Below are 21,274 nucleotides of genomic sequence, written 5' to 3'. Positions count from 1 at the left end.
ATCAATCGGGATGGATGTTGTTTTGCCTGACGATCTGGGCCCAGCGCTTTTCCTCGGCCTGCACATAGATGTCCAGTTCCGCCGCCGGCCCGGCATTGACCACCAGGCCTTCGTGTTCCAGCTTGCGAACAAAGTCCGGCGAACGGGCCGCCTTGCGGGCCGCAGTGTTCAGGCGCTCGATCACGGCAGCGGGCGTGGCGGCCGGCACGTACAGGCCGTACCAGCTCTCGACGCGGTAGCCCGGGACGGTGACGGCGATGGGCGGCGCATCCTTGAAGGCCGCAGACGGCTCGGCCGTGGTCACACCCAGCACGCGCAGCTTGCCGTTGTCGATGAAGGTGGATACCGCCGCCGCGGTGGCAAACATCATGTCCACCTGGCCACCCATCAGATCGGTGAGTGCCGGGCCTGCGCCACGGTAGGGCACATGGGTGATCCTGACCTTGGCCAGGTTGGCAAACAGCTCCCCGGCCAGATGCGCCGACGTCCCGGCGCCCTGCGAGGCATAGGTCAGCTTGTCGGGACTGGCCTTGGCGGCGGCCATCACGTCCGCCACCGTCTTGTACGGGCTGGCGGCGGGCACCACCAGCACGTTGGGGCCGCGGCCGATCAGGATCACCGGCGCGAAGGCCTTGTTGCTCCCGTACGGCAGCTTGGCCTGCAGCGCCGGATTGACGGCGTGCGCGAAGGAAGCCACGACCACGGAGTAGCCGTCCGGCGCGCTCTTGGCAACGTTGTCGGTGCCGATGATCGTGCCGGCACCGGGCTTGTTGTCCACGATGACGGGCTGGCCCAGGTCCTTGGCCATCTCGGCCCCCAGCGTGCGTGCGATCAGGTCGGTTCCGCCACCGGGCGCGAAGGGCACGACGAGGCGCACGGGCTTTTCCGGGAAGGCTGCAAAGACTGCGTTGCAGGCAGTCGCGAGCACGGCAATGAGCGCAATGGCCCTGGCGCAACGGCGGGCGGCGAAACGAAGCATGGTGTGTCTCCTGGTTCTATGGGCAGAGGTCCGTTCCATGCGCAAGCGTTGCGATGACGCTGGCGACGGATTGGTGAAAGCTTAGGGAAACGCACCGCAGTTGTGATCCCCCATGTTCCAACCAATGAAACCGCACAGCGAGCGCGCCAGGACTTGCGTTTTCATCTGCCATCCTTTCGGTGGAATACTCCACGCCATCAGGCGCCCGCGCCTGTGCAGCAAGAACCAGGCTTTCAACCGAGGATGAACCGGTCCTCCCGCAGGCGGCAGCAACATGACCCACAGGCGATCCCCCATACTCCATGACAAGCCCGGTCAGTCCCCGAGCAACCGCTCCCTGGAAAGAGGCATCGAAATACTCCGTGCGTTCAGGCCCGGGTCGGAACTGCTGGGCAACGGCGACCTGGTGGAACGCACCGGACTGTCCAAGGCCACCGTGAGCCGGCTGACGCAGACCCTGGTGGGCTGCGGCATGCTGCAGGCCGAACACCAAAGCCGCGCCTTTCGCCTGGCTCCCGCTGTCCTGAGCCTGGCGCACGCCATGCGTACCGGATCGACGGTGCTGTCGATGGCGGCCCCCCTGATGCGCACCCTCGCCGAGACACGCAGGATCAACGTGGGCCTGGCCTGTCCCGACAGGGACGAGATGGTCTATCTGGAATCGATCCGCTACAACCGCCGGATTGTGCTCAGGCATGTGGTGTCGGGTCAGCGCGTGCCCATGGAGCTGACGTCGCTGGGCCGTGCCTACCTTGCCGTGGCGCCGCCTGCCAGGCGCAAGGCACTGTTCGACAGCTTCAGGCTCAAGAGAGGCGCCCAATGGCGCGACCTGGAAAAACAGATCCAGGCGGCCATCAGGTCCGTGAAAAGCCAAGGCTTCTGCGCTGCATCGTGGCAGCCGGAAGTGGTTGCACTGGCCACGCCACTGGTGACACCCGATGCCATCTATGTCCTGAACTGCAGCGTGTCCACGACGGAGCCTGTGCCAGCCATCGTGCAGGAGCTGAACCCGGCGTTGCTGCAGCTGGGCCGCCAGATTCAGAGCCTGCTGGAGAAACGGTGAGGTTTGGCCGCCGTTCCGCGCACCTGCGGGCGGCCCGCTTTGCATAGGGAAAAAACATAGCTGATATAGGCTGCATTGCCTTATCGCAATGGCGCCCGAAACCCAGACTGGCGGCATGACAAACACCCATCTGGAGACAACCGGCGTCACTCGCCGGCTCGTGCGCTACCGCCCGCAGGCTGCGAAGGACGAGATTCAAATCGAGTATGCGGACCAGGGCGCAGGGCCGGTCGTCTGCATGCTGCCATCGCTGGCCCGTTCCGGCCGGGACTACGACGTCGTTGCCCGCCATCTGCAGGCGCAAGGGCTGCGGGTACTGCGCCCCGAGCCTCGGGGCATAGGCCAAAGCCGTGGCCCCATGCAGGGGCTGACGCTGCATGACTTCGCAGCCGACGTCGCGGCCGTCATCGACCACGAAGCCACCGGCCCTGTCGTGGTCGTGGGTCATGCCTGGGGCAGCCAGCCGGCGCGCATGCTGGCGGCCGACAGGCCGGACCTGGTGCGCGGCGTCGTCATGGCCGCCGCCTCGGCAGGCAAGCTGCCGCCGGGATCGGACGAAATGCCGTATGGCCGCCTGCGGGACGCAATCGACGGCGCGGGCGATGCACGGCTGTCCAGGGAGCAGCGCCTGGACTGCCTGCGCCGCGCCTTCTTTGCCCCGGGACATGACCCCAGCGCCTGGCTGGACGGGTGGAACGCCCAGGCCCATGAAGCGCAAGGCCATGCACGGCGCGTCACGCCCGTCGATGACTACTTCAGCGCAGGAACGACCGTTCCCATACTGGACCTTCGGGCCGAGCATGACGCGGTCGTGATCCCCCATGTGATGAAGTCCTGCCTGGGCGAGCGGGTGACGGAACAGGTGATTGCCGACGCGGGCCACGCCCTGGCGCCCGAGCAGCCCCTTGCCATGGCAGACGCCATTGCGGCATTCACGCGCCGCGTGTACGCCGCCTAGGCCAGCCCTTGCCCGCAAGACACCCGCCCCCTTCGGGGATGCGCCGGACAGAAACAGTGCTCAGGAGACAAAGATGACCATCCACACGCCCGCAGCTGCCATCAGGAAAACCTGGAAGATCGCCATGACCTGTGCGGCCTGGGCCACCTGCACCCTGGTGGGCGCGCAAGACTATCCGGGCAAGCCGATCCGCATGGTGATTCCGTACACGCCGGGTGGATCGATCGACACCGTGGGCCGCCTGGTGGCCGACCAACTGCAAAGGCAGCTGGGCCAGGCCATCGTGATCGAGAACGTTCCGGGGGCTTCCGGCCTGTTGGGAACCCTGCAGGTCAAGAAGGCCAAGCCTGACGGATACACGCTCATCTTCAATGCCTCCAGCCATGCCTACCTGCCGCTGGTCAGTTCCAAGAAAACCTATGACGCCGAGCGTGACTTCACGCCCGTGGGGCAAATCGGGTACGTGCCGCTGATCGTGGCGGTCACCAACGAGTTGCCCGTCAGGACCGTGGCAGAGTTCGTGCAACTGGCCAGGGCCCATCCAGGCAAGTACACCTGGGCGACTTCCGGCCTGGGTACCACCAGCCACCTGAGCGAAGAGATGCTGAACCGGGCCCTTGGCCTGCAGATGGACATCGTCGCCTACAAGGGCGCCGTTCCCCAATTGACGGACGTGATCGGCGGCCATGTCTCCGCGGCCATCTCGCCCATGCCGGGTGTCATGCCCTTCGTGCAGGCCGGCCGTCTGCGGCCCCTTGCCGTCACCAGCAAGACCCGCGTCCCGTCGCTGCCCGATGTGCCGACGCTGGCGGAGGGCACCATTGCCGGGTTCGAGCTCCTGTCCTGGTACGGAATCTGGGGCCCGGCCGGCCTGCCCGCAGACATCACCCACAGGTTGAACACCGAAATTTCAAAGGCCGTGGAGGCGCCGTCGCTGAAATCCAGGTTCGCCGAACTGTCCTTTGTCCCCGCGAAGTCCAGTCCTGCGCAGTTCCGGAAATTGATCGCTGACGACCTGAACAAGATCGGCAAGGCCGTCAGGGAAGCGGGCATCCGCATCGACTGACCTGCCGCTTCCGATCCGTGAGGCATGCCCTACACGGCGCGGGCGCCCTTGCGAAAGTCAAGCTCGCGCAGCAACCTGGCGGTTTCCGCTATCAGCCGGTTCGCGGGACGCGCCCTGGGCATGGCCAGCACGAGCTGGTTGCGTATGGCCGGCGGGCCGATGGGCGCAGACTGTATGCCAGTGCGGGCACCGGCCAGATTCAACGCACTGTCCGGAAGAATGGAGCAAGCCAGTCCCTCCTCCACCACGGACAGCGCCGTGTGCACGGCCCCCACCTCGGCCACCACGTTCAGCCGGATCTTGCGCGGCAGCAGGACGGCGTCCACGAGGCTGCGTATCGGGTTATGGGTGCCCGGCAGCACCAGCGGAAAGTCCGCCAGGGCCGAAAGGCCGATGCGCGAAGGCAACCGGTAGCCCTTGGGAGCCACCAGCAGCATGGACTCGCGCATCAGGGGTTCGTAGGACAGCAGGGGCGTCGGAGCGGGGTCGAACATCAGACCCAGGTCGATGCGGCCCGCAATCATTCCCTCACGCAAGGACAGGCTCAGCCCCTCCACCACCGAAAGCAGTGCATGCGGCAGCCGGCGCCGGAACTCCCGTATCAACGGCACGGCCAGGCTTGCCGCCACCCGGTGGGGCAGGCCCACGACCACGCTGCCGACGGGCTCGGCATGCATTTCCTTGAGATCGGACAGCGCCTGGCTGGCCGAGTTGAGCATCGTGCGTGCATGCGACAGCAGTGTCTCCCCGGCCGCGGTTGCTGCCACGCCGCGCCCTGTCCTGTCCAGCAGCCGCTGCCCCAGCTCCTCTTCCAGCAGTGCGATCTGGCGGCTCACGCTCGGCTGCGCCAAATTCAGCGCCACGGCCGCGCGGCTGATGCTGCCGTGCTCCACCACGGCGACGAAGTACTCCAGTTGGCGCAGATCCATAGGTATTCAACATAGCTGGTATAGGCGCCATCCAGTTTAACTTTGCCGGCATCGATCGCAAACTGGCCTGCATCGCCGCTTGCCACAGCGGCTCCACCGTGTCACATGAGGAAAGCCAATGAGCAGGTTCAAGTCCAAGATAGCCATCGTTACGGGGGCCGGATGCGTGGCAGCAGGCTGGGGCAACGGCAGGGCCATGGCCGTGCGCCTGGCGGAGGAAGGCGCGAAGGTGCTGGCGGTGGACCGTGACCAGGCGCGGCTTGACGAAACGCTGTCCCTGGCCGGCGAGGCGGCAGCGTCCATCACGACCTGCATCTGCGATGTCACCGACTCGTCCAGCGTCAAGGCCATGGTCCAGGCCTGCCTGCAGGCCTGGGGCGTCCCGGACATCCTGATCAACAACGTGGGCGGCTCCGCAGCCGGCGGCCCCATTGAGCTGAGCGAGCAGGACTGGGACAGCCAGATCGACATCAACCTCAAGAGCGTCTTTCTGACCTGCAAGCATGTGCTCCCGCACATGGTCGAACGCGGCAGCGGCGCCATCGTCAACGTGGCGTCCACCTCGGGCCTGCGCTGGACCGGCAGCGCGCAGGTCGCCTATGCGGCCAGCAAGGCCGGCGTGATCCACCTGTCCCGCGTGGTGGCCGTGCAGCATGCGCCTGACGGCATTCGCGTGAACACGGTGGTGCCGGGCCAGCTGCACACCCCCATGGTGCAAGCGCGGCTGGCCAGGCAGCGCACAGGCGGCGATGTGGAGACGCTGCTGGCCTCGCGGGTCAGGCGCATCCCGCTGGGCTTCATGGGCGATGGCCGCGATACCGCCAGTGCCGCCCTGTACCTGGCCAGCGACGAGGCCCGCTTCGTGACGGGAACCGAGCTTGTCGTGGACGGCGGCATGACCGCACGCTGCGACTGAACTTGCACTGCGACTGACCTGGCGCTGAGACCGACGGGCCGATCGCCGCGGCCAGCCGCCATGGACATCGCATGGGCCCTGGGGCGAAGGCCGTGCTATGTCCCGCGCCAATGGGCATGCCGCACGCCCAGCTGCAGTTGCTGGATGCGCCGGTGGATGGTGGAGCGGCTGACGCCGAGCTGGCGCGCCGCCTCGGAGACATTGCCCTGGCATTGCGCAAGCAGCTGTTCCAGCGCCTGTGCGGCGGGCTCGCCGGCATTGCCAGCCAAGGCGGTGCGCGCTGGTGCGCGGTGCAGCGCATCGTGCAGGTGGTCAGGCAGGTGGTCGGGCTCGATGGTGCCGTCGCCATCGTGGCCGCACAGGGCTGCGGCGTAGCGCAGCGCGTTGTGCAGCTCGCGCAGGTTGCCGGGCCAGGCGTGCGCGGCCAGCACGGCGCGGGCTGCGTCGCCCAGGTGCAGGTGGCTGCCCAGGGTGGCCAGCATCTGGTCGGCAATGGTCTGCAGGTCGCTGCGCTGGCGCAGCGCAGGCAGGCGAAGCTCGGCCGCGTTGAGGCGGTACAGCAGGTCTTCCCGGAAGTTGCCACGCCGCACCAGCTCGGCCAGCGGCTGGTGCGAGGCCGAGATGAAGCGCACCGCCACCGCCCGTGGCACGCGCGCCCCCAAGGGAGTGATTTCGGATTCGGACAGCACCCGCAGCAGCTTGGCCTGCAGGGCCAGGGGCATGTCGCCGATCTCGTCAAGGAACAGCGTGCCCTCGTGTGCCGCAGCAATCAGCCCTTCGCGGCCCTTGCTGGCGCCGCCGGTCCAGGTGCCGGGCAGGTAGCCGAACAGCTCGCTCTCCAACAGTGCCTCGGGAATGGCTGCGCAGTTGATGGCAATGAAGGAGCCGCTGCGGCCGCTGGATGCATGCAGCGCGCGGGCCAGGTATTCCTTGCCTGCGCCGGTCTCTCCCTGCACCAGCACGGGCAGCTCTTGCGGTGCGAGCCGCGCGGCCTTGCGCAGCAGCGTCTGCAGTGCGGCATCACCCGTGTCCAGCGCCTGCAGCGCAGCAGGCAGCGGGGGCTGCGCCGGCCTTGCCTGCGCTTGCAGGCGGCGTGTCCGGCGCTGCGGCTCCATGGCATGGGCGAAGAGGATGCTGCCGTCGCGGGCGCGGATGATGCGCTCCTGCGCCGGGCGATTGCGGCGCAGCTCGGACAGGTGGCGCAGGTCCACGTCGAAGAAACGCTCCAGCGGCTGGCCGATGAGGCTCTTGCGCTGGCGCCAGTCCAGTTGCGCGGCCGCTGCCAACAACCGCGCGCCCGCGTGGGTCATGGCGCGGATGCGGCCACGTGCATCGACGCTGATGGAGGCGTCGGGATCGACGTCGAGGAAATCGGGCGACTGGGCCAGGCGCACCACCCAGTCCTGGCCGGACTGCGCCATCAGGTTGGCCTGCTCCACGCGCCGCGCCGCGGCCATGACGAGGTTGAGCGCCAGGTTCTGGCTGGCCCGCTCGGCAGGTGAGCGCAGCAGCGACAGGTCCAGCACCGCCGCGAGTTCGCCGCGCATGTCGTAGATGGGCGCGGCCGTGCAGGACAGGCCGGTGTGGGTGAAGTCGAAATGGTCGCTCTGGTGCACCGTCAGCGCCTCGCCCGTCTCAAGGCAGGCACCCACGGCCGAGGTGCCCGAGTGGTCCTCGCGCCATTGCGCGCCCAGATACAGGCCCGCGCGGCGCAGGTCGCCCTTGTCGGCCTCATGCCCCAGAAAGTCCACGGCCACGCCGTGCCGGTCCGCCAGCAGCAGCACGTAGTCCAGTCCCTTGAGCTGCTGGTACAGCCGCTCCAGCGCATGGCGGGCGATGTGGATCAGCGGCTCGGACTCCTCGCGGTGCGCGCGCAGCTGGCCTTCGGTGACGATGTGGGCTTCGCTGGTATGCGCCGGGTCGAGCCGGTGGGAGTCGATGCAGCGGCGCCAGCTGCGCAGCACGGCGCGGTCGCGCTCCTGCCCGCGGTGGGAGTAGCCCAGGCCGAAGGCTTCGATTTCCTGGATGTGCGAGGCGTAGGACTGCAGGGGCATGGCGTGGAGTCGATGCGGGCTTTGAACGTGCCGCAGACAATTCTGTGCCCTGTGCGGCGCAGCGCCAATCAAGACTTACCCACTGCCCCTGCTGCGCTGCAGCACGCCTGGTGCGACAGGTGTCGCAGGGCTGCCCCACCTGTCGCGGGCGGCAACGCCGGGCAGCGGGGTGCAAGGCGCAGGGTTTGTACCGGAGGCGCGCAGGCAACCCCTTGATTTGCCTGGCGCATCCTGCCGCCGGGCCTGCCTGGCATGGTGATTGCGTAAGAGCGCCTGCCCGAAGAAAAACCAGCGGGCATGACCGCATCAAGGAGACAACCATGACCGATACGACGCCCAACGCCCGCGCCAAGGCGATGCTTGACCAACTCAACCATGCCCTGGGAGACCGCGACTTCGCGGCCGCCAGCCGCCTGTTCGCCGACGAATGCTACTGGCGCGACCTGGTGCTGCTGACCTGGAACATCAAGACCATGGAAGGGCGCAGCCAGATCGCCGACATGCTGGCCGCGCAGCTGGACGCCGCGGCGCCCGTGCGCTTTTCGCTGGACGAGCGCGAGACGGTGGAGGAGGCCGATGGCGTGGTATCCGCCTGGATCGTGATCGACACGCGCCATGCGCGCGGCGGCGGCCATGTCCGCATCAGGGACGGGCGCATCTGGACGCTGCTGACGGCCGCCCAGGAGCTCAAGGGGCATGAGGAACCCATGGGCACGCGCCGCCCGATGGGGGCCGAGCACGGCATCCGGCGTGGCCGCCAGACCTGGCTGGAGCGCCGCCAGCAGGAGGCCCAGGAACTGGGCCGCGACAGGCAGCCTTTCGTGCTCGTCATCGGCGGCGGCCAGGGCGGCATTGCGCTGGGCGCGCGGCTGCGCCAGCTGGGGGTATCGCACATCGTCATCGACCGCCAGGCGCGCCCTGGCGACCAGTGGCGCAACCGCTATAAATCGCTGTGCCTGCACGACCCGGTCTGGTACGACCACCTGCCGTACATGCCTTTCCCGGACAACTGGCCCGTGTTCGCGCCCAAGGACAAGATCGGCGACTGGCTGGAGATGTACACCAAGGTGATGGAGGTCAACTACTGGCCGTCCACCAACTGCCTGAACGCCCGCTTCGATGAGGGCCGGCAGGAATGGGAAGTCACCGTGGAGCGCAATGGCGAGACGCAGGTGCTGCGCCCCAGGCATGTGGTGTTCGCCACCGGCATGTCGGGCAAGGCGAATGTGCCCAAGATCAAGGGCCAGGACATCTTCAAGGGCGAGCAGCAGCACTCGTCCCAGCACCATGGCCCGGACGCCTACGCGGGCAAGAAGGTGGTGGTGATCGGCGCCAATAATTCCGCCCACGACATCTGCGCGGCCCTGTGGGAGCACGGCGCCGATGTGACCATGGTGCAGCGCTCGTCCACGCACATCGTGCGCTCCGATTCGCTGATGGACATCGGCCTGGGCGACCTGTACTCGGAGCGCGCCGTGGCCAGCGGCGTGACGACCAGGAAGGCGGACCTGATCTTTGCCTCGCTGCCCTACCGCATCATGGCCGACTTCCAGGTGCCGGTGTACAACCGCATCCGCGAGCGCGACGCTCAGTTCTACCGCCAGCTGGAGGCGACCGGCTTCATGCTGGACTTCGGGGATGACGACTCGGGCCTTTTCATGAAGTACCTGCGCCGCGCCTCGGGCTACTACATCGACGTGGGGGCCTGCGATCTGGTGATCGACGGCAGCATCAAGCTGCAGGCGGGCAAGCAGATCAGCCACCTGTCGGAAAACGCGGTGGTGCTGGCCGATGGCACCGAGCTGCCGGCGGACCTGGTGGTCTACGCGACCGGCTATGGCTCCATGAACGGCTGGGTGGCCGACCTGATCAGCCAGGAGGTGGCGGACAAGGTAGGCAAGGTCTGGGGCCTGGGCTCGGACACCACCAAGGACCCGGGACCGTGGGAAGGCGAGCAGCGCAACATGTGGAAGCCCACGCAGCAAGAGGCGCTGTGGTTCCACGGCGGCAACCTGCACCAGTCGCGCCACTACTCGCTGTACCTGGCGCTGCAGCTCAAGGCGCGGCAGGAAGGCCTGCCGGTGCGTGTCTATGACCTGCAGCAAGTTCATCACCTGCGGTAAGGCCGAATAATCGCCATGGGGCGGCTGTGCCGCCCGCCAACCCAGCCTTGCAAAACAGAAAGTTCAATCATGAAAGCAGCACGTTTCCACGACCGGGGCGACATCCGCATCGAGGACATCCCCGAACCCGTGGTGGAGCCCGGCACCGTGGGCATCGAAGTGGCCTGGTGCGGCATCTGCGGCACGGATCTGCATGAGTTCATGGAAGGGCCGATCTTCATCCCGCCCTGCGGCCACCCGCATCCCATCTCGGGCGAGTCCGCACCCATCACCATGGGGCATGAGTTCTCGGGCGTGGTGTACGCCGTGGGCGCAGGGGTGGACGATATCCAGGTCGGCCAGCATGTGGTGGTGGAGCCCTACATCGTGGCCGACGATGTGCCCACGGGGCCGGGCGACAACTACCACCTGTCCAAGGACATGAACTTCATCGGCCTGGGCGGGCGCGGTGGCGGGCTGTCCGAGCGGATTGCCGTCAAGCGCCGCTGGGTGCATCCCATCTCCGATGCCATTCCACTGGACCAGGCCGCGCTGATCGAGCCGCTGTCCGTGGGCCACCATGCCTACACCCGCAGCGGAGCGAAGGCCGGCGATGTGGCACTGGTGGGCGGCGCCGGCCCCATCGGCCTGCTGCTGTCGGCCATCCTCAAGGCCAAGGGCCTGACCGTCGTCATCACCGAGCTCAGTGCCAAGCGCAAGCAAAAGGCGCGTGAATCGGGCGTGGCCGATCACATCCTGGACCCCTCCGAGGTGGACGTGGTGGCCGAGGTGATGAAGCTCACCGGCGGCAAGGGCGTGGATGTGTCGTTCGAATGCACCAGCGTGAACAAGGTGCTGGACACGCTGGTGGCCGCGACGAAGGCCACGGGCGTGGTGGTGATCGTGTCCATCTGGAGCCATCCGGCCACCATCAACGTGCACAGCGTGGTCATGAAGGAGCTGGACGTGCGCGGCACCATCGCCTACTGCAACGACCACCAGGAAACCATCAAGCTGGTCGAGGAGGGCTCGATCAACCTCGAGCCCTTCATCACCCAGCGCATCCAGCTCGATGACCTGGTGGCCCAGGGCTTTGACACGCTGATCCACAACAACGAGTCGGCGGTGAAGATCATCGTGCAGCCACGGTTCAAATAGCCGCTGGGCACCGCGACTGCACGAACCTGCATCTTTCGTGCCGGTCGCCGGCGGAGCCGGGCGCAAAGGGGTCAAAACCCGGCGGGGGCCGACACATGCCTCCCGCTGGCAAGCAGGTGTCGAGTCTCTTCGAGGCTTGAACCTTGAATCAAGGTAGATCAACCACTTGGCTTACCTCGAGCAGCATAGTTTTGAACTCCCGGATCGCTCAGTTTTGAACTTCACCAGAAGTTTTTCACTAAGTTTTGAATTCTTCCTTCACCGAATACTGACGTCAGTCTTTTCGTTCTCGTCGATAGCGCTTGGCTTTACCTGGTAGTGGTGCGGCAGCTCTACGCTCGCAAGTCATGGCGCAGAGCGCAGCCGGCGGCATGTATGTATGCGAGCCCGAAGACATAGAAACGTTGCCATTGACATTGCAGCAATGTTGCAGGATGATTTCCAAACAATTTCGGAGGGCATCCATGACACGCGACATCGCCGTTGGAAAATACATCGCCACCCTGCGCGAGCAGGCGAGACTGAAGCAAGCCGAACTCGCACGCAAGCTCACCTGGAGCCCCGCCGTACTGTCCCGCGTCGAGAGCGGTGAGCGCACGCTCGGCGGCGACGAGCTGGCTACGATCCTCAACGGCATCGGCACTCCCGAAGCTCTCAAACTACAGGAAATGCTCGCCCGTGAATGGAAGATCCTTTCTGAACCTCCGCTCGGCGACCCGGATGCCGACCTCCTATGGAGCGCTGAGCAGACGGCCCAACAGGTTCATGACCTGGCCGAGCGGCCGGACGTCAAGCAGTTCTTCGAGCGCCGCCTGGTACGTTATCAGGACGAGCTGAAAACAGCCGCCGCGCGCGTGGCCGACAAACGCTTCCGCGCCGCCTTCATCGGCACCATCGCCGTCGGCAAGTCGACAGCAATCTGCAGTGCGCAGGGCCTCGAGATTTCGACGGGAAAGGGCTTGCCAAAAGCGGTGCTTGAGACCGGCACCGGGCGCATCACGCTTTGCGAGGTTCACGTCCGGCAGGGTCCAGGCTACGGCCTGATGGTCGAGCCCTGCAGCGATGACGAAATCCGCCGCCACGTTTCTGACTTTGCGAGTTTCCTGCTCCGACCGACGCAACCGGTGCCGCAGGATGACGACGAAAGTGAATCCGCTTCACCTGGCGTGTCCGGCGAGATTGAGCGCGCCATCCGCAATATGGCAGGCCTGCGCCGCCGCCGAGCGGAGCGGAAGCAGGACGGCACGGTCGTGCCCGCCAGCGACGAAGCCCGGGCGCTGGCAGCAACGCTGACAGACTCGAAGGCGCTCGCGGTCGAAATCCTCTCGCGCATGGAGCTGCACCGGCGCGCAGAGCGCGATATGTGGCACAGCGCCGACAGCGGCACAAACCCGCTGGAGTGGCTACAGGACGCGTTCGAGCGCATCAACAACGGCCGCCACTCGGATTTCACGCTGCCCCGGCGCATTGAACTATTCGTACCGCAGACCATCCTGCAGGAGAGTGAGGTCGATCTCACTCTGATCGACACGCGCGGCATCGATGAGTTGGCGGAGCGTCGCGACCTTGAGCAGCACTTTGACGACCCGCATACAGTCGTCGTGCTGTGCAGCCGGTTCGATGAAACCCCAGCTCTGCCGGTCCGGCAGCTGCTGACGCGCGCTAGGGAGGCCGGGGTACGCACCCTGGAGAGCCACGCAGCGATCCTGGCGCTGCCGCGGCCGGGCGAGGCGACGATGGTCAAGGAAAACGGCGTCTTGGTCCAGGACGCGGCGGAAGGTCGCGAGGTCAAGGGCTTCGAGGCTGCAGATCGTCTCCAGCAACTCGGCGTTGGCACAATACCGATCGAGTTCTTCAACGCATCGGAGGATGACCCGGAGGATCTACGCAGCTTCGTCTGCAGGCGTATCCGCGTAGTCCGGCAGTGGCAGCGCGACGCCTTGGAGGAGATCATTTCGGGAGCGCAGGCGCTGCTAGAAAACCATGAACGGGCCCAGGCCCGCGAGGCGATGCAGGCCGCAGCGCGCAGACTGCAAACTTGGCTCGAAAACAATGCCGCGCTGCCCAAGAGCACAACGCGGCACGTGCATGACAGCCTCGTCAAGGCGGTCGAGGCCGCCCATCCGCGGACGGTCTACGCTGCCATCGTGCGCGACGGGGATTGGTTGAACCTGCACTACGGGCATCAATTGAGTCACGGCGCACGCCGGCTCGCCGCAATTCTCACAGAGCCGAAGCTAAACGAGTTTCGGGCGATTGCGAACAACCTGCTCCAGGACGATCAGTTCGCCGACGCACACGGCCTCGTGCATCAGACCATCAGGTCCGTGGAGGCCGGCTTTGACGCAGTGATCCGCAAGGCCCAACTGGTCGGCGAAAGTGTGCACGCCGACGAGATGCGAGGGGACTCCGACTTCTGGCGCGATTGCAGCAGCCAGTGGGGTCTGGGGAAAGGCTATCGGGAGCGAATCAATGTGCGCAATCATGACTGGTTTTGCGTCAAGCACGATGGCGAGGCGGATGCGCGAGTGCTGGCCGCGGTTACAGAGGCCTGGGACGACGCGATGGCATCGGTGCGCCATCTGCTGATCCAAGGCTGAACCCGGGCGGCCGTTGCCGTTCGCCTAGTTGGCAGCAGTCCCTCGCGCCAAACAAATCTTCAGTCCGCACTGTAATCCGCAGCAGTCGTTGAAGCCTTAGGCTGAGTGTCCGAAATCAGTTCTGGGGCCGCCGGTAGCGGCTTTGGGGCGAAAGACTGCTGACGGCGGTGGATTCAACCGGTCAACGCAACACACTCATCAAACATTTCAGCAGGTGTGCTGAACCCCAGTGTCTTCCTGGGACGTTGGTTCAATTGCCTTGCAATCGCATCCAGTCCTTCCTGCGAGTAGCCTGACAGATCAAGCCCTTTGGGGAGGTACTGCCTGAGCAACCCGTTCGTGTTCTCGTTGGTACCCCGCTGCCATGGATGGTGCGGGTCACAGAAGTAGACCTGGATGTCGGTCGCCAACGTGAAGCGCTTGTGCCCTGCCATTTCCGAGCCGCGATCCCAAGTCAAGGAGCGGTAGAGCTCATGCGGCAGGCTCCTGGCATGCCTGGCCAGGGCCGCAGCCACGGTGTACGAGTCTTTGTCCACCAGCTTGATCAGCATCACATAACGCGTGTGTCGCTCCACCAAGGTCGCGATCTGGCTATGGGCATCGCCGAACAGCAAGTCTCCCTCCCAATGCCCCGGCACGGCTCGGTCCTCAATGCAGGCTGGGCGTTCAGCGATGGGAACGGCATCGACGATTCGGCCATGAATGCTGGTCTTCTGCGTGTAGTGCCGTGAACGACGCATGCCTCTGGTGCGCCGCAGATGCTCGAGAAGTTCCTTCTTCAAGGCACCCCGCGTCTGGACAAAGAGCGTGCGATAGATGGCTTCATGCGACAGCTGCAAGTCCCTTTCCCCCGGGTAAGTCTGTTTAAGCCATCCTGCGATCTGTTCCGGCGACCATTGATGCTGCAGTTTGCCCGCTACGATCTGTGCCAGGGCTGGATTGCTCGCCAGCTTGCAAGGCTTGTGGCGGTGTGCACGCTCCCAGGCAGCTTCGTCGGCCCGAGCAGCCCTGTAGCAAGTCTTGCCACCGTTGCGGTGAAGCTCACGGCTGACGGTGGATGCGGCTCGACCCAAGCGTGCAGCCACGCAGTGAATGGATTCGCCCACTGCCAGAGCTCGCGAGATCTCCTCGCGCTGAGTGAGGGTCAGTGCCAATCGGGACCGATGGCGCGCTGGCGAGCGGATTCCGCCGGTTGCGGCCAGGATGTTCTGAATGGAGGTATGTGGTCGATCGAACAGCTTGCCGATCTGGTGCAGGGTATCGCCCTTGCTCCAGCGATCCCACATCATCGCTTTCTGTACTTCGGTGTAGTAGATCCGAGGTCTTTGCTGCATGGCCAGCACTCCTTGCGCCAGGTGCAGTCATTGTGTTGCATCGACCGGTTGAATTCGCAGCCAGGAGCGGCCGATTGATTCCACCGCTAACTGGTCATCCAGGCGGCGGCTTCACGACGGGAAGCGGACACTGAGGGGCTAATGCACGCCTGGACGGTACCTGTGGTCATCATGCATAGCCACGCGTCGATCCGGACGTTATGATCGATCATGCGATATTGCGCCTGCGTTCGCAGCATGGGCATCATTCATTAAAATTGCTGTACAACGATATAACAAATATGGGCCATCTAGACGCAGTTTCGGCAGACAAAACCTCACTCGGCTTTGAATTCCAGGATCTAGTGTTTATCGAAAAACTCCTGGAACTCAAGCCTGGCGAATCACTGGGGCTCGAAGTCTTAGATGACATCCACCTCGAGACGATATCCAGCAAGTTCCTCCTGTATCAGGTCAAGCATAGCCTGTCCGGAGGCAACATCACTGATCGTGACTGCGACCTGTGGAAAACGCTCGCCAACTGGCTTAAAGCGTTACCCGAACTGCCGCAGCACGGCGAGGTCGGTTTTCGAATATATACGAATAAGGCGTTGAACAGCCAGACACTTATCAGTCTGCTCAAGGCACCCAAAAAAGACATCGAAGCGATCATCACGCATATTCGTGAGACACACCATGACATCGCTGCTACAGACGCGCAGAAAGCCCCCGAGGCATCTCCCAATCCAATCGCGGGCTACGCCAGGGCACTGGCGCAAGCATCCGATGTCGACCTGTGCTTTCTTTTCGAACGCTTCGAGTTCCATGCGGACAACAGCGGGATCCTCGCACGAATCGACTCGCTCCTGACCTACCTCTCAGTGCCGGATAGCCGGCTCCTAGCGACCCGCCAAGCCTTGATCGGGGCTTTCAAGGAGTACAAGTTCAAGACCATCTGTGCCAACGAGAAGGTTAGCATTTCCTTCGATGATTTCCGAAAACGGATGGGATTCAGGCTGATTCTGACGGCCGCGAGGACTGACGAAGCAAATTTTGAGGAGTTTGTGGATCGCCATTATTCTTATCGCCGTCCGCAAGAACTGTCCTTCTTGAACAGTAAGTTCCAGGCGCAGCTTGCCGCGCTCAATATCGCATCCGAAGAAATCATCGATCGCGGCATTGAGATGAAGGTCGCCGAAGACTTCATCGAGGAACTGTGCGACCGCGGACTTTTTGGGCAAGTTGAAAATCTTCGGCTGGAAAACAGCGCGCACGGTATCTGGACAGAGATCCATCGGGATACTCACCGCGATGCGCATGCCGACGAGGCAGCACACCGCCAAGCGGCTTATGCCTGCTACAAGCAAACCATCAAGGAGTCGCTGACTGCCAATAAAAATTCGCTGCCGATCGCCATGAGCCGTGGCAAGTTCATTAGCCTGTCGGATCAGCCGAGAATCGGCTGGACGAAGGACTGGGAGGCGAAATTCAAATCATGAGTACCCTGTCCACCAACGAATTGCTCGGTGCAGTTGCACTGCAGACAGCTCTGCAGTACGCACCAGACAGGCGACTCCCGCTCTCCAAAGCGTTCCTCGTCTTGCCTCTCCTGTTCGACCGCAGCATTCGCAAAATACTCAAGGATCAGCGCAGCGCCATCGTGAGTTGCAAGGATCTAATCCTGTCGCACCCCGAAGCTTTCACCACCGTCAGCGCACGCTTCAGCGATCTGTCTCTGACCTCACTCAACACTATATTGCTTGCCTGCGAGATGGGCATGACCCAGCTGGTTAACAGTGAAATTGTGCTTGAGAAAGTCTTTTTCGACGATAACAAGCCGGCACGCGTCGGCAAGACTGCCAGTGACATCATGGGCGCCGGTCCGCACCTGGCCACACTATTGCGGGAGCCAGCCGTTGATCTGTATCAAACCTTTCGGATAGCGCTGTGAGCAACATTCAGATATCGAACATTCTCCTTTGGCAGAAAGACCAGCAGTTCAGAAATCTGGAATTTCGACACAACCACGTCAACGTAATTACCGGTGATGCGGGCAAGGGAAAATCGTCCATCCTGTTCATCATCGATTATTGCCTGCTGGCCAGTGAAACCAAGGGTATATCCAAGACCAATATCGATTCCAAGGTCGACTGGTATGGCATCAGGCTTACCATCGACGGCAAGGAACTGGTCATCGCCCGCCCTTCGGAGGCGCAACAGGACAGAGATCGCGCCTACTTCAGTGAGGATGGAATCATCCCAGAGCGGCCGACACCGAATATCCGTATCGATAACCTCAAGCGGGTCCTCAACAAGGCTTTCGGGATCGATCCCGAGTTGAAGGTTCCTTACGGCGGCAAGTTCATACAGGCTGGTCAGAAGGTCTCGTTTCGCAACTTCCTGGCGCATTGTTATCAGGATCAGACGACCATCATCGCCCCAGATTATCTGTACATTCGTCCAAGTGATGGCCGATACCAGGAAGGGATCGAACGGACTTTTCGCATGGCCATCGGTGCAGAGAACGTCAAGACAGCGCTCGCGCGCAGTCAACTGGCTGACCTCGAACGCAAGAAGGCCGCGCAAGCGAGAAAGCAGGGGATTTATGACAAGGCGGTCCACGCGTTCTCCGACGAGCTTGAGCAGCTCGGCCGCGAAGCCATGTCTTTTGGCCTAGTCGACAACTTCCCGGATACGCCTACGGAACAGATCAATGCACTCCGGCTAGCGCTCGACATGGCCGATATCTTGCCAGCACAACTCTATGAAGAAGATCGAATTGAGGCCGAGATTTTTGAGCTACGCACGAAGAACCGCCGGTTGGTGGCTTTCGTCGAAAACGGAGACCACCATAAAGGTGCGCTCCGGAACATGGCCGATGCGCTTAAACCGGCCAGCATATTCGACGCCGATTTAGAGCAGGTGTTTCCGTCGTTCCTGGCCCATCAGGTGGTTTCGCGCCTTCAGAGGGAACTGAACGATATTCAGCGAACTATCCGCAGCCGCGACACCTTCCCCTTTCTCAAGGAGGTGCAAACGCTGATCGATGATAACGAAAGGCGCATCGTCGATCTACGTGCTAGACAGGCGGAATTACAGCAAAGTCAGGCGATGCGCCGGAGTCCGCAGACCTACCATCGGTATCTTGGCCGGCTCGAGTCGAAGCTTGAGCTCTACGCCAGACGCGACGACTTGCGCCAACCAGTTATCAACGACGACCTCGATGCGCCGATCCGAGAACTGCAGGAAGCAGTCGACGCTAACCTGCAGAAGACTGCCCACACCAAGGAAGAACTCAACCGACGCATCAACGCACGTTTGACGCGGCTGAAACTCAAGGGTTACGAGGGCTTTTTCGCGCATCTTGCCGAGCGGGAACGCCTGATCACCCTGTACTCCCCGGATCTCTCGCAGACAGAGAAAATGCCGGACATTGGCAGTGCGTCGAACTACCTCTACCTACATGTCGCCTATTTTCTTGCACTGCACGAGATCGCCAAGCTTCAGCGCGTACCCTGGATGCCATCGTTCTTGGTGCTGGACCAACCCAGTACGCCGTATTGGACCGACGGAAAGCCGACCGACGATATCGTCAGCCTTGACGTCGTGCTAAGCGAACTCAACGGCTTCGTCAAGGAAATGGACGCGCATGGAGGCTTTCAAATCATCGTGCTGGAACATATCGAAGAGACTCATTGGACAGGCCTGGGGTTGGAACGATTCCACCTAGTTGATCGTGAACTGCGCGAGGATTATGGATTGATCCTACGCAGACCCGCCTCTCCAGCGAAGGAATAGTTGTCTTGGTCAAGCCGGTGAGCGGCACCAAACCGCTCACTACGAATACGACCGACCTCTTCGTGGCGCAACATCCCGAAGCGAGCTGAACATGGTTAGTCGCGCGCTCAACTAAGAGTGGCTAACACCACTGCCCCAGAGGGTCCGTCAGAGTGGTTATGCTCAATGCCCTCATAGCACGACGACCGGTAAGCAAAGAACTGAACCGCCCCGGTTTTCGCAGATGCTCAACACTCTGAGAGGATTGAGCCACGAGCAAATCGAACAAGTTCTCGCCCGAGGTCCGTGAGCGTCCGGGGAGGATGGTTCGGGAGCACCGTGGGGAATACCCGTCGCTGTGAGCGACCATCGAGTCCATCGCTCTCAAGATTGGCTGCGTGCCGCAGACCCTGAACGAATGGGTCAAGCGCGCCGAGGTCGATGCCGGCGCGCGTGAAGGCATCACGACCGGCGAGACGCAGCGGATGAGGGAACTGGAGCGTGAGAACAAGGAACTACGCGGGGCCAACGAGATATTGAACGTTTTTCGCCCAGGCGGAGCTCGACTGGCAAGCCCCCTACGCCGACTGAAGTCGTAAAGGCTTTCATCGACCAGCACCGCCACGCCTTCGGGGTCAAGCCGCTCTGCAAGGTTCTGCAGGTTGCTCCGTCGGCATATCGGCGGCATGCCGCGCTGCTGCGCGAGCCCCACAGGCGCTGTGCCCGAGCCAAACGCGAAGAACTACTGCTGATGCCGCAAATTCAGCGCGTCTGGCGGGCCAACATGCAGGTCTAAGGTGCCGATAAGGTGTGGCGACAGATGGCACGCGAAGGCGTCGTCGTGGCCCGCTGCACAGTCGAGCGGTTGATGCGCAGCATGGGACTGCGCGGCGTGACGCGCGGCAAGGTCGTGCGTACCACCATCGGCGATGCCAAGGCCCCATGCCCACTGGGCCGGATGAACCGGCAGTTTCTTGTCGAGCGGCCCAACCAGCTATGGGTCAGCGACTTCACGTACGTCTCTACTTGGCAGGGCTGGTTGTCCACGAAGCACTGCTGAAATTGGCGGCAGCGATCATCTGCACACGCTTCGTGGATCGGTGGTGTTAGCCAGTCTTAATGGAAGGACAAGGTGCCCGTGCCACGCCGCTCAATGTGCCCCGCCTACTTCTTTTGAATTGCACGTTGTGTCAGTGCCGAACCCGCAGCAGTCTTTGTCGACTTGCTTGATCCCGCGCTACGCAACGCGGCAGATGCGGCAGTCGCTGCCTTTGTGGATGTGACCTTTGGTGGTGCTTTGTGCTGAGACAAGGCAGATCCGGCAGCGGATTTCGCAGATTTACTTGAATCGCTGCTTCGTAGCACTTTGGAAGCGGCCGTAGCGGCACGCTTGCCGGTGACTTCGGGCCTAATTGCCATGTTCCACTCCTACGGAAGATTGATTTGACTTCTTCACCATTTCGACTGGAGATGTGTCATTGAACACCAGGAATGCGACCACGGTGAGGATGGCTGCAAACAATAGTGCGCTAGTAAGACCGCCCGCCACGTTTACTCCGAACTGCGGCCAGAACTGCTTCAGCTCTTTGATCTCGCCGACCACGATTCCGTTTTCGATTTCTTTCCGATACTCCGCATCTAACTCGGCGGAAACCTGTTCTGAGTATGCAAGCAAGGCATTCTCTGCAGTACCCTTTGCACGCAACAGGGCGCCCGGTGGTTGCTGCTCGTACCAGCCATGAACCTGATCCGCAGTCGGCAGAGCGCCGTGGCTCTTCTCGTAGTGTCGCATCCATTCAACGCGCTGCTCTTCAACGACAGCAAAAGCTACGAGACCCAAAAGCCAACTCTCATTTGATTCTTCGACGAGTTCGCGATAAGTGTCTTGCGCGCCTGCATATTTGGTCATCTTGCATCCACCTCCTGTTTGCGGTGTCGCCGATCTGATCTCGAGTACCTAACGCTTGAGTGAAGCCGCTTCAACGACGAGCCTCAAGATTTGCCCTCAAGGCATCAAGCGCAGCCACCTGGTGGGCTGGCATTGCTGCGCTGTTATACAACAAATTCGTATCTAGGTAACCCACTACATTCTCGACCTGGTCATCCGGAATGCCTGATGAGCAAACTTCCGAGAGGGCTGAATCGATGATCCTTGCATCGTCTGCCGTGATTGAGCCGCCATCTTTTGAGGCGAAGAGAATGCTTAGGCCAGTCATGAATTTATCCTGCGGCATAACGGATTATGGATCGCAAAAAACGCAGATCATATCTGATGCTTGCGATCTAAATCGGCACTTAAAAGAAGCAGCAAGGGGCTTGTAGCCTGGCCTTGTTGCAGGTGTGCTGAATGAAAATACAG

At 62.7% G+C, this 21,274-nt stretch carries 16 protein-coding genes, 1 pseudogene and 1 other annotated feature; of the genes and pseudogenes, 11 read left to right on the top strand and 6 right to left on the bottom strand.

Going from position 1 to position 21,274, the window contains the following annotated elements; genetic code table 11:
* Position 1 precedes the first annotated feature (1 nt).
* A complete protein-coding gene (locus PO605_RS06760) occupies positions 2–979 on the bottom strand; it encodes a tripartite tricarboxylate transporter substrate binding protein (RefSeq protein WP_047474599.1) in 978 nt (325 codons plus the stop codon).
* A gap of 274 nt (positions 980–1,253) precedes the next feature.
* On the opposite strand from PO605_RS06760, the gene PO605_RS06755 reads away from it, so the two are divergent.
* From PO605_RS06755 to PO605_RS06745, 3 genes are all read left to right on the top strand, one after another.
* Positions 1,254–2,042 carry an IclR family transcriptional regulator gene (locus PO605_RS06755; protein ID WP_047474600.1) on the top strand — a complete coding sequence of 263 codons (789 nt, stop codon included), beginning with the start codon at positions 1,254–1,256 and terminating at the stop codon, positions 2,040–2,042.
* A gap of 115 nt (positions 2,043–2,157) precedes the next feature.
* The gene (locus PO605_RS06750; RefSeq protein WP_189354077.1) at positions 2,158–3,000 is read left to right on the top strand and encodes an alpha/beta fold hydrolase; all 843 of its coding nucleotides are present in this window, start codon (positions 2,158–2,160) and stop codon (positions 2,998–3,000) included.
* A gap of 73 nt (positions 3,001–3,073) precedes the next feature.
* Entirely contained in the window at positions 3,074–4,066 is a 993-nt protein-coding gene (locus PO605_RS06745) for a Bug family tripartite tricarboxylate transporter substrate binding protein (RefSeq protein ID WP_017406504.1), read from the top strand.
* Positions 4,067–4,095: 29 nt separating this feature from the next.
* On the opposite strand, the gene PO605_RS06740 is transcribed toward PO605_RS06745, so the two are convergent.
* Entirely contained in the window at positions 4,096–4,995 is a 900-nt protein-coding gene (locus PO605_RS06740) for a LysR family transcriptional regulator (RefSeq protein ID WP_047474602.1), read from the bottom strand.
* Between the two features lie 118 nt (positions 4,996–5,113).
* On the opposite strand from PO605_RS06740, the gene PO605_RS06735 reads away from it, so the two are divergent.
* Positions 5,114–5,911 (top strand): SDR family NAD(P)-dependent oxidoreductase, encoded by a 798-nt coding sequence (locus PO605_RS06735; RefSeq protein WP_047474604.1) that lies wholly within the window; start codon positions 5,114–5,116, stop codon positions 5,909–5,911.
* Positions 5,912–6,006: 95 nt separating this feature from the next.
* On the opposite strand, the gene PO605_RS06730 is transcribed toward PO605_RS06735, so the two are convergent.
* Positions 6,007–7,965 (bottom strand): sigma-54-dependent Fis family transcriptional regulator, encoded by a 1,959-nt coding sequence (locus PO605_RS06730; RefSeq protein ID WP_272206192.1) that lies wholly within the window; start codon positions 7,963–7,965, stop codon positions 6,007–6,009.
* Positions 7,966–8,285: 320 nt separating this feature from the next.
* On the opposite strand from PO605_RS06730, the gene PO605_RS06725 reads away from it, so the two are divergent.
* The 3 genes from PO605_RS06725 (at position 8,286) to PO605_RS06715 (ending at position 13,825) form a co-directional block, all read left to right on the top strand.
* Positions 8,286–10,088, top strand: a complete 1,803-nt coding sequence (locus PO605_RS06725; protein ID WP_017406502.1) for an NAD(P)/FAD-dependent oxidoreductase — start codon at positions 8,286–8,288, stop codon at positions 10,086–10,088.
* Positions 10,089–10,157: 69 nt separating this feature from the next.
* Entirely contained in the window at positions 10,158–11,225 is a 1,068-nt protein-coding gene (locus PO605_RS06720; RefSeq protein ID WP_272206191.1) for a 2,3-butanediol dehydrogenase, read from the top strand.
* 464 nt (positions 11,226–11,689) lie between these two features.
* The gene (locus PO605_RS06715) at positions 11,690–13,825 is read left to right on the top strand and encodes a helix-turn-helix domain-containing protein (protein WP_012203682.1); all 2,136 of its coding nucleotides are present in this window, start codon (positions 11,690–11,692) and stop codon (positions 13,823–13,825) included.
* Positions 13,826–13,998: 173 nt separating this feature from the next.
* On the opposite strand, the gene PO605_RS06710 is transcribed toward PO605_RS06715, so the two are convergent.
* Entirely contained in the window at positions 13,999–15,159 is a 1,161-nt protein-coding gene (locus PO605_RS06710; RefSeq protein WP_012203681.1) for an IS30 family transposase, read from the bottom strand.
* A 200-nt stretch (positions 15,160–15,359) separates the two neighbouring features.
* Between PO605_RS06710 and PO605_RS06705 the strand changes: the two genes are divergently transcribed.
* The 4 genes and pseudogenes from PO605_RS06705 to PO605_RS06690 form a co-directional block, all read left to right on the top strand.
* Positions 15,360–16,637, top strand: coding sequence for a hypothetical protein (locus PO605_RS06705; RefSeq protein ID WP_012203680.1), 1,278 nt, complete (start codon positions 15,360–15,362; stop codon positions 16,635–16,637).
* Positions 16,634–17,089 carry a three component ABC system middle component gene (locus PO605_RS06700; protein ID WP_012203679.1) on the top strand — a complete coding sequence of 152 codons (456 nt, stop codon included), beginning with the start codon at positions 16,634–16,636 and terminating at the stop codon, positions 17,087–17,089. The genes PO605_RS06705 and PO605_RS06700 overlap by 4 nt, the downstream gene beginning before the upstream one ends.
* Positions 17,086–18,936, top strand: a complete 1,851-nt coding sequence (locus PO605_RS06695; protein ID WP_012203678.1) for a DUF3732 domain-containing protein — start codon at positions 17,086–17,088, stop codon at positions 18,934–18,936. Before PO605_RS06700 ends, PO605_RS06695 begins: the two co-directional genes overlap by 4 nt.
* Positions 18,937–19,238: 302 nt before the next feature.
* Positions 19,239–19,957 (top strand): annotated as a pseudogene (locus PO605_RS06690) (IS3 family transposase); the annotation flags it as partial.
* Positions 19,455–19,585, top strand: a sequence feature (AL1L pseudoknot). Its footprint overlaps the pseudogene before it by 131 nt.
* 366 nt (positions 19,958–20,323) lie before the next feature.
* On the opposite strand, the gene PO605_RS06680 reads toward PO605_RS06690, so the two are convergent.
* Both PO605_RS06680 and PO605_RS06675 read right to left on the bottom strand, forming a co-directional pair.
* Entirely contained in the window at positions 20,324–20,824 is a 501-nt protein-coding gene (locus PO605_RS06680; RefSeq protein WP_012203675.1) for a hypothetical protein, read from the bottom strand.
* Between the two features lie 70 nt (positions 20,825–20,894).
* Positions 20,895–21,131 (bottom strand): hypothetical protein, encoded by a 237-nt coding sequence (locus PO605_RS06675; RefSeq protein WP_012203674.1) that lies wholly within the window; start codon positions 21,129–21,131, stop codon positions 20,895–20,897.
* Between the last annotated feature and the right edge of the window lie 143 nt (positions 21,132–21,274).

The sequence above is a fragment of the Delftia sp. DT-2 genome (genome assembly GCF_028401915.1).
Lineage (GTDB): Bacteria > Pseudomonadota > Gammaproteobacteria > Burkholderiales > Burkholderiaceae_C > Comamonas > Comamonas tsuruhatensis.
This window is presented reverse-complemented; position numbering and strand designations above follow the sequence as displayed.